Source organism: Fibrobacter sp. UBA3718, from assembly GCF_002371935.1.
Classification (GTDB): Bacteria; Fibrobacterota; Fibrobacteria; order Fibrobacterales; family Fibrobacteraceae; genus Fibrobacter.
This window is the reverse complement of the sequence record NZ_DFHR01000022.1, coordinates 205223-213514: the sequence shown is the minus strand read 5'-3', so window position 1 is coordinate 213514 and position 8292 is coordinate 205223. Positions and strand designations below refer to the sequence as shown.

Annotated in this window: 6 protein-coding genes; 4 read left to right on the top strand and 2 right to left on the bottom strand. The window is 55.6% G+C overall.

Translation table 11 applies throughout. The features are described from left to right. Positions 1-146: 146 nt before the first annotated feature. Positions 147-602 carry a hypothetical protein gene (locus B4A77_RS09145; protein WP_173366078.1) on the top strand — a complete coding sequence of 152 codons (456 nt, stop codon included), beginning with the start codon at positions 147-149 and terminating at the stop codon, positions 600-602. A gap of 155 nt (positions 603-757) precedes the next feature. Here B4A77_RS09145 and B4A77_RS09140 read toward each other — a convergent pair whose 3' ends face one another. Continuing rightward, the gene (locus B4A77_RS09140; protein WP_290740090.1) at positions 758-2008 is read right to left on the bottom strand and encodes a lamin tail domain-containing protein; all 1251 of its coding nucleotides are present in this window, start codon (positions 2006-2008) and stop codon (positions 758-760) included. 87 nt (positions 2009-2095) lie between these two features. Next, positions 2096-2587 (bottom strand): peptide chain release factor-like protein, encoded by a 492-nt coding sequence (locus tag B4A77_RS09135; RefSeq protein WP_173366080.1) that lies wholly within the window; start codon positions 2585-2587, stop codon positions 2096-2098. Positions 2588-2590: 3 nt separating this feature from the next. Between B4A77_RS09135 and B4A77_RS09130 the strand changes: the two genes are divergently transcribed. Genes B4A77_RS09130 through B4A77_RS09120 form a run of 3 tightly spaced genes read left to right on the top strand, consistent with a single transcriptional unit; the run spans position 2591 to position 8292 of the window. Continuing rightward, a complete protein-coding gene (locus tag B4A77_RS09130; RefSeq protein ID WP_290724004.1) occupies positions 2591-3316 on the top strand; it encodes a hypothetical protein in 726 nt (241 codons plus the stop codon). A gap of 15 nt (positions 3317-3331) precedes the next feature. Then, the gene (locus B4A77_RS09125; protein ID WP_173366082.1) at positions 3332-4183 is read left to right on the top strand and encodes a hypothetical protein; all 852 of its coding nucleotides are present in this window, start codon (positions 3332-3334) and stop codon (positions 4181-4183) included. A gap of 29 nt (positions 4184-4212) precedes the next feature. Further along, a complete protein-coding gene (locus B4A77_RS09120; protein WP_290740087.1) occupies positions 4213-8292 on the top strand; it encodes a C25 family cysteine peptidase in 4080 nt (1359 codons plus the stop codon).

Below are 8292 nucleotides of genomic sequence, written 5' to 3'. Positions count from 1 at the left end.
TGGTCAACGTGGGCGATAATGGCGACGTTTCTGATTTTTGACTGGTCCATAGAATCTGCCTGTGTTTTAATTTTTGCGCCCAAATTTAGAAATTAAAGATAGAAATGGCAACGTTTGAGGGGCAGGTTTACTATATTTGGGCTACTATGGCAAAAGAATTAGACGAATTTGAAAATGACGACGAAATGAGCGAGGAAGCGAAGGAGTTCTTCCCCGAGGAACTTCCCGAAGATTCCGCGGTTGTCCGTGACTACAGCGAACGCCGCATTCTCATCTGGGAAGAGGACGATGCAAGGCGAAACGCCTGCCTCGAAGTGCTTTCGGACCTCATGGTCGGGGCCACCTTCAAGGCGGTGAAGACCGAAGCCGAAGCCATGGAGCAGATCGAAAACGACGACTGGGATACCTTTGTCGTGGATTTCTACACCGAGGGTGTATCGGCGAGCGAATTCATCAAGTGCGTCAACAACTACCCGGGTTCTATCCTCGTCGCCATCAACATGGCGCCGCTCACACTCCCCGACGAACGCGACCCGGCCAAGACCGAACTCCTGCGCCGCCTGTTCGACATGGAAAAGCCCGTGGCGCAGCTGCACGCCTAGATTCAAATTTTATTGCGGAATTAAAAAACAGGCCGGCAAGGATGCCGACCTGTTTTTTACGCATACGCAAAGCGTATGCGCGAGGCAAACGCAGTTTGCCGAAGTTTTTTTTCCCTCGGGAGGGTCTTAGGGAGGGGTTGCCCGCCCTTGTCTCATTACTCGCAGAAGCTTGCAACGCCCGGGGTCGGCGTCCCGAGACACCAGTTTTCCGGGTTCTCGCGGTCGTCCCAGCCGGAAAGGTCGAACTGCGAACTCTTGGTGGTCGAGGTCGAACCGTTCAGCGGTACAGCCGAAAGGTGGAGGCTGTCGAGTTTGCCGTAGTAGACGGAGTCGATAATCTCGCCGTCGCAGTGCAGCACGATGGCTGCCGCGGTGGATGAGTTGCTCTTGGTGAACGTGGGCATGAGTTCCGTGTGACGGTATTCCTCGGGTGTGTTGGGGTTAGTGTCGTTTCCGAGCACGAGGGCTTCGCGAGGCAGAATGGAAAGCGGCTCGATGGCGGCTGATTCCTTGGAATTCGTGCTCTTGCCGATGAAGCAGTTTTCGACATCGATGGTGTCGTTGCTCCCGTTGTAGATTTCGATGAAATCGAACTGCGTGGAGTCGGACTTGACGGGGTTTACCAGGAACTCGCTGATGACCAGGTCACCCGTTCCTGCCACCCTCCGCGAAGCCGGGAGCGGGAGCGAAATCCCGAGGTTCACGTCCGCCGCGATTTCGATGGCGAGGGCGATCCTTGCACGGAGCGAGTTTATCTTCAGCTCGGGCACTGGGCTCGATTCGTCTAGCCTGAACGTGTCGGAAAGGCTGAAGATGGCAATCCCGTCGGAATTGGAAAGCTCGATGCGGATCCCGTAATCCCTTCCGAGGGGGAGAACCCCGCTCTTGAAGATGGCGGTCGAGCCCTCGACGGCCATGGGATATTCGAAAACATCGGCTCCGGAGCTGAGCGTGAGCGTTCCCGAGGCGATACCTGCGGGATTCCCGAATCCGAGAGGAATTTCGACGTAGACGAAACCTGCGACAGCATGCATGGGGATGGCGAGATTTGTGTTTTCGCCCGCTTCGAGCTTGGCTTCGATTTCGCCGATCTGCATGAGTTCGCCGTTTGCATAGAGCTTCGCGGAGAATTTCCAGCGTTCGTGCGGGAAGAGGTCGAGCCTGAATTCGGCTTCGCTACCGTCCTGCACCAAGTGCAGGGTGTCGGCGCCTTCGCAGTCGAGGACGAGGCTGTCGAGGAGTGGGGTGTCGCTGTGCTCGAGACGGAGTGCAATCCTGGCGGTCTCGCTAGAGACGGTCAGGGCGTTGTCCTTGGTTTCGTTTTCGCCGCAGTTCCAGGCGGAAAGGGCGCAGAGTCCGAGCGCCACAGCGCATGCGGTTTTCTTGATCTTTTGTGTAGGGAGCATGTAACCTCCTTGGTTTTGGTGTTGTCCCTACACATAAAAACGGTTGAAACGGGAAAATGTTCCTTTTTTGCCGTTTTTTTTTATCAACTAGAGTTTTAGCCTGGATTTTCCGCCCGCGACACGCTGGTTCTGGAGCTTTTCGGCACAGGCCTTGTCTTGCCTGAGAATCTTCACGAGCGCGCTCGGGGTGAGCTTGAAGGCTGCGGCCGCTTCCTTGGTGTCCCCGTTCTTTTGCGCCATGATGTCGAACACGTGGGCGATAAAGAGCGGAAATAGCGCGTTAGAAGGCTGGATGTGGCCGTTGCTGCCGGGGAAGGGAATTTCGACAGCCGGGGGCGTCTCGCGGACGTTCAGCGCGATGGCCATTTGCATGCGGTGCAGCGCATGGGTCCTGTTTTCCTTTGCCGACCTCGCTTCGCAGGATTTGATTTCTAAATTGTATTCGCGGAGGTTCAGCAGGACTCCCGTGTTGGTTTTGTTCCTGTGCTGGCCGCCGGGGCCGGATCCCTGGAAACCTTTCTGGGTGCAGGCTGCCAGGAGCTGGTCCAAAGTCATTCTGAGGTAGGTATCGCGATGCATATCATGAAAAATAAAATAGTGGTGGTCCTCGTGGCGGCCTTGGCGCTGTCGTTTGTGGCCTGTGCGGGAACTTCTGAGGGGGCGAATGGCGGCGCTACCGCAAAAACGGATTCTCCGGCAGCCCAGGAAAAAGATGCGCAGTACCAGCAGGGGCTCGACAACAAGCAGGCGATGCTCGAAAGCATGTTCCGCGGGTTCCTCGATGCCGTGCGCAACGGAGCTCCTGCCGATACGCTGTATGCCTACCTGACGGATTCTTCGGAATACTGGCTCGATACGCTCGAAAACCATGCAAAGGTCTATGATTCCGAGGCGCTTGATACCTGCCAGTTCTACGAGGCCTACACCATCATCCTCTACCGCCTCTACGAACGTGAGCACCTGTGGGAGACGGACGAGGACCGCATGCTCTTTATGATGCTCAGCAAGAGCGGAATGCTGGAACGCTTCACGAACTTGAACCTCGGCCCCATGAAGGTGAAGAACGACCGCGGAAGTGTCGGGCTTGCGAAAAGTCCCGAGGTGCCCGTCATGATTTTCGAATGGGACGACCTCGCGTGGAAACTGGACCTGCCCGAAACCCTTCCGCTCATTACCAAGGGCATAGAATCCATTGCCGTCAAGAAGAATTGGACGGCAAAGAAACTCGCCCTCTACTGGATCGAGAAGGAATATCACATGACGTATTCGCGTCTGGACGAGAGCCTTCTCGAACCGATTGGCTTCTAGGAAAAGTTGCTGCGGATGCGTCTCTTTTTTCTTTGTTCGCTGGTGCTAGCCCTTGTGACGGAGGCTTTTGCCGCTCCGGCTTCCAAGCTTCTGGGCGCCGTTGATTCCAAGGGCGAATTTAGCGGGGAGCGCCTGTTTGCTGTCCTCGATTCGGTAGGCGGAACCGGAACCTGGATGGAATGGGATGTAAACGGCGTCCGCGACCCGTCCGTAATGAAGGTGCTGGACCCGTTGCTCAAGTCGAACAACAAGCCGAAGATGGTCTGGGTGATTTCGGAACGCGAGCGTCCGCTGCTGTCGGTGCTTTTGCCCAAGGGCACGGGCGAAGTCATAGTCTTTTACGAACTTGCTTCGCTGGATGCAAAACCCGTACCGCTGAAGATGAACCGGGTGCTCAGCCCCGATGTGGTGTTCCGTGACTACAGGGCAGTTTCCCCCTCGGAATTCGTCCACCTGGACCGCCCGACCCTGAAGGTCGTGGCAAACGACAAGTCCATCCGCTTTACCTACGAGAACCGGGATGCCACGCCGCTCCGCTTCGATTCCGACTTCGCGACCAAGACGGTCGTGGAAAAGCGCTCGGAAATACGCAATTACCGCGATTTCTTTGCCTACGAGTATTCTCTGATGCTGCGGGCCTTCGTCCAGTCGACGCGAGCGCTTTTCAACTGGCAGCCGTGGCATTGGTACATGGCCTCGTTCAATTCCCGCGCGATGATTTCGGACTCCGAGCTCGAGGCAATCCTCTCGAAGGGCGTGAAGCCCGCCCAGTTTACCATTTTCAAGACGAAGGCTGTCGATGGGCAGTGGGTGGAGTTCAAGACGGACGGCAACGGTTTTTACGAAATGGTTATCACGAATCCGTAGTTTACGGGGTTGCGATTTTATATTTTTAGATGGTGAAGTTCAGAATCCACATATTGGCATGCCTGCTGCTCGGCGTCTCGGCGCTCGCTTCCACGGTCGTGGAGGATTCCCGTTCGCGGTTTGTCCTGGATGACGCGGTTGTCGACGCTTCGGTTTACGGTTGTACGGATGAAGAAGGGGCTGAAATCCCCGGTCGAACGTTTGTTCCCGAGAATTCGGAATACGATGCCGAATCCGGAATGCCCTTCCGCATTTACCGGGTTGCAGTCCCGGCCGGTTCAAAGCCTCGGGTGTCGCTTTCGGTGCTGTCGACGGTTCCGCTCGGTGGCGACTACTGTAGCGGCGTGCAACCGAAGTTTTCTGGAGTGAAGGCTTCGGCGCCAGCGCTCAAGGATGGCCTCTGGATTATGGAAGTGGTCGTCCCGCTCTACGAGAAGTCGGGTTCCTCGCTCAGGCTCCGCAAACGCTACAGGCTTACGGTCGATTTTTCGATGGCGGGTTCGGGAATCAATCCCGGCAAGCGTGCCGTCTCCCGCGTGGACAACCCCGAAGGAGCCTCGAAGTTCGGTGTCCGGACTAGGAACCTTCGAGGGGCGCTGAAAAAATCCGGCGCGGCCGATATCTCCGGAGTCCATTTCCTGGCGCGCCTAGTCGTTGGGGACAGGAACCATGCGACTCTTAGCGAGGACGGGCTTTATGCGGTAGAATTCAAGACCATCCGCAACGCGCTTGTCCCGTTCTTGCGGCAATCGGACCTCGACGGAATTCCCGTAGAGAAGTTGAGACTCTACGGAGCGTCTCCCGATACGCTCGAGGCCACGGTGCCTGGCGCGCAGTCCATACTCCCGAACGGCCTTTTCGAAATTCCGATCGAGGTTCGCGACCATTCCAGGAACGGCGCATCCCCCGACGGGACATTTGGCGAGGGGGATTCAATCGTTTTCGCCGGCTACGGCACGTCCTTCTGGAAAAAGTACGATTCCACCTACTACTTCTCCTCATCTCCCTATTCCTACTTCCAGTATTTCCAGCTGGGGTGGAGCGAGACGGGCAAGGGGCTTCGGCTCGATGAGAGGCTGCCTGCCATCAAGACGCAGGGAAAGGATGTTCCCTGGATGCGCTTCGTGCGCTCGGAGAAAGATGCCTTTTTGAGGGATGCCTTCCACGGCAAGGGCCTGGATTGGGAATCTACGACGGGCAAGGAATGGTTCTGGTACTGGCATTGCCGCTTTGACACGACGGCGGTGGCTTCTTCCGAGCTTACGCTTCCGCAGGTGAGGAACCTGCCGGGGCTTGTGGCCGGGAAATCGGCCGTTGTCGATGTCTCGTATTTCCCGTACCGTTCCGCAGCGACAACTTCGGTGGAACAGCTCAACGACCAGAGGGGTGGCTCGACGTTTTCGATGAACCCCTACGCGGAACGCATGAACGGAATCAGGTTCGATTTCCATGTAAATGGTGCGACCCTGCATCGCGCGGATGCTGAACTGCTGCCTGGCGGAAATTTCCGGTTCACGACGGATGCGCTCAAGGAAGGCGGAAACGAATTCTCGATAACGATGCTCCCGAACGATTTGCAGTTTGACCGTTTTGACGGCTTTTCGGTCGCCTACCACTGGGAACCTTCTGTCGATTCTGCGGAGTGGATGCTCCCGGGAAACGCGACTGGCGTGATTCGCATTCCGGCAAAATCGGACGTGGAAATCATGAAGTTCGTCGATTTAAGGCCCGTCGGGCTTTTGTCGGTGGAATCGGGATACGCCCGTGACAGCATCGCCCCGGGTGAGGATGTCCGCTACCTGGCTTACCGCAAGGGCGTCTATCGGACGGCGCTTTCGGTAGAAATCGCTGCCGACGTGCCTGATGGCGTTTTGAAGGATATCTCGAAAATAAACTCCAAGACGGAGTACCTCATCATATCGGCCCCGGAATTTCTGGATGGCGCCGTGTCGTTGGGTGAGTTCCGTTCGGGAGGCGAGGCGGGAACGTCTTTTGCGACGACGGTCGTCAATGTCGATGACGTTTATCGGCAATATACGGGCGGTTCGCTTTCGCCTGTGGCGATTCGCAACTATATCGCCTACGCCTATTCCGTGTGTGAGGACCTGAAATACGTGCTGCTTCTCGGGTACGGTCATTACGATTACCGTGGATTTACGGGCAAGCTCGGCAAGAACTTTATCCCGCCTTTCGAGATGGAAGACGCCGTGACGGAGGATTTCTTTGCGGCTCTTGATTCTGGCGAAATGGTGCGTTTCGGTTCTTACGACCTGGACCTTTCTGTCGGACGCATGCCGGTGATGTCGACCGTCGAACTTTCCGCCTATATTGAAAAGGCGAAGGAATACGAAAAAGTGGGCGTCTTTGACCATTCGGAATGGCGCAACACGCTACTTCTCACGGCCGATGATGCGAAGAATGGCGTATTCGATGATCATATGGACCATACGAACAAGCAGGAAAGTGTGTCCAGGCTGATCAATGCGCTGACTGATGAAATTGGATTCCGCTGGAGCCAGAAAAAGGTCTACCTGCTGGATTACGATGTGGATGCGGCTGGGCAGAAGCGGCAGGCTTCTCAGGATTTCATTAACATCCTGAATCAGGGTGCGCTCCTCACAACCTATTTCGGGCATGGATCCAAGACGGACTGGGCAGGTGAAGGCCTTCTTAAGCCGAGCTACCTTTCGAGAGTCAACAACAAGGGACGCTACACGATTCTCAATTCGTTCTCCTGCGCGGTGGGACGTTTTGACGAAGGAGGCAAGCGCTCGCTGTCCGAAGAATTCCTGATTGCTCCCGGGGCGGGGTCGATTGCTTCGGTGGGGGCGGCCCGCGAGACTTATGGTGTCTACAACGAACTGTTGGGTAAAAACTTTGTTCTGAATTTGCTTGCGAACCCTGGAATTACCATCGGTGACGCCTTTGTCAAGGCAAAGAAGGTGCGCTGGGAAAAAGAGGATCCGCTTCAGTATACTTCGCAACGTTATAACAACGAACATTACATCCTTTTTGGCGAACCGGTGATTCAGATGCTCAAGACGGATTTCAAGGTGTCGCTTGACCAGAAGATAGATACGCTCAAGGCGCTGGACAAAATGCGCCTCAGTGGATCTGTCCGTGGAATGTCGGATGGAAACATATCCTTGTCGTTGCGCGAAGGTTCCAGGAACAAGCGCCTTTACAAGGGCTACGACTCGGAAAATGACACGCTGGATGTCTTGTACGAGGGCTCCCTGATTTATTCAGAACAGATTCCCGTGGCGGGAGGCCGCTTCGAAACGGAATTTGTTTTGCCCCGGAAGATTGCGTTTGGCGATACGGCTGTAGAGTTCAGCGCCTGGGCCTACTCGAAAAACGAGGCCCCGATAGGAAGGCTCAGAATTGGGGGAATCGGTGTGTTTGGCTTTTCGGCATATGCCGATTCCATTCACGACGCTGTCCCTCCGACGATTCATGTCCAGTCCTGCTTCAGAAAGGGTTCCGAGGCGTCCTATGCCGATGGTGAGACGGTAAAAATGCAGTCCCCGGCGTGCCTCCAGGTGGTGGTCGAGGATTCGACTGGGCTTGATTTCCGTGAGCAGGCCGATGAAGGAATCATGTTTGAATTGAGGGGCGTCGAGGCGCCCTACCATCCGTACCCGTTCATGGAACAGAATTCGAGACGCGCGGTTCTCCGCAAGGAGTTCGCATCGGCTTCGTACCCTGCTGGGAAATACGTGTTTACAGTCCAGGCGCAGGATGTGCTGGGAAATATCGCGAAAAAGACGGTGAACCTGGAAATCTCCGACGACATGAAGGCGGGCCTTGCCGACGTGTTCAACGTTCCCAATCCGGTAGGGAAGAAGGGGACTACGTTCTACTTCAAGAATCTTGCAGTGGATCGCGAATCTACGGTGGATATCTTTATCTATAACCAGCATGGCCGTCTGGTAAAAGTGCTGAAGGATGCCGTTTCGGGCGTGACGCACTGGGACGGCAAGGATAACCACGGGCGGCTTCTGGCCAACGGCCTGTATCATTATGTTGTGCGAAGCGAGGTCGCCGCGACGAACAGCTTCAAGAAAAAGACGTGGACTAAGAAACAGAAACTTTTGATTTCGAGGTAA

Excerpts from the sequence above, each read along its gene's own strand:
- B4A77_RS09140 (WP_290740090.1), bottom strand. The coding sequence starts at position 2,008 with ATGCTCCCTACACAAAAGATCAAGAAAACCGCATGCGCTGTGGCGCTC.
- B4A77_RS09135 (WP_173366080.1), bottom strand. The coding sequence starts at position 2,587 with ATGCATCGCGATACCTACCTCAGAATGACTTTGGACCAGCTCCTGGCA.
- B4A77_RS09145 (WP_173366078.1), top strand. The coding sequence starts at position 147 with ATGGCAAAAGAATTAGACGAATTTGAAAATGACGACGAAATGAGCGAG.
- B4A77_RS09125 (WP_173366082.1), top strand. The coding sequence starts at position 3,332 with ATGCGTCTCTTTTTTCTTTGTTCGCTGGTGCTAGCCCTTGTGACGGAG.
- B4A77_RS09130 (WP_290724004.1), top strand. The coding sequence starts at position 2,591 with ATGAAAAATAAAATAGTGGTGGTCCTCGTGGCGGCCTTGGCGCTGTCG.
- B4A77_RS09120 (WP_290740087.1), top strand. The coding sequence starts at position 4,213 with ATGGTGAAGTTCAGAATCCACATATTGGCATGCCTGCTGCTCGGCGTC.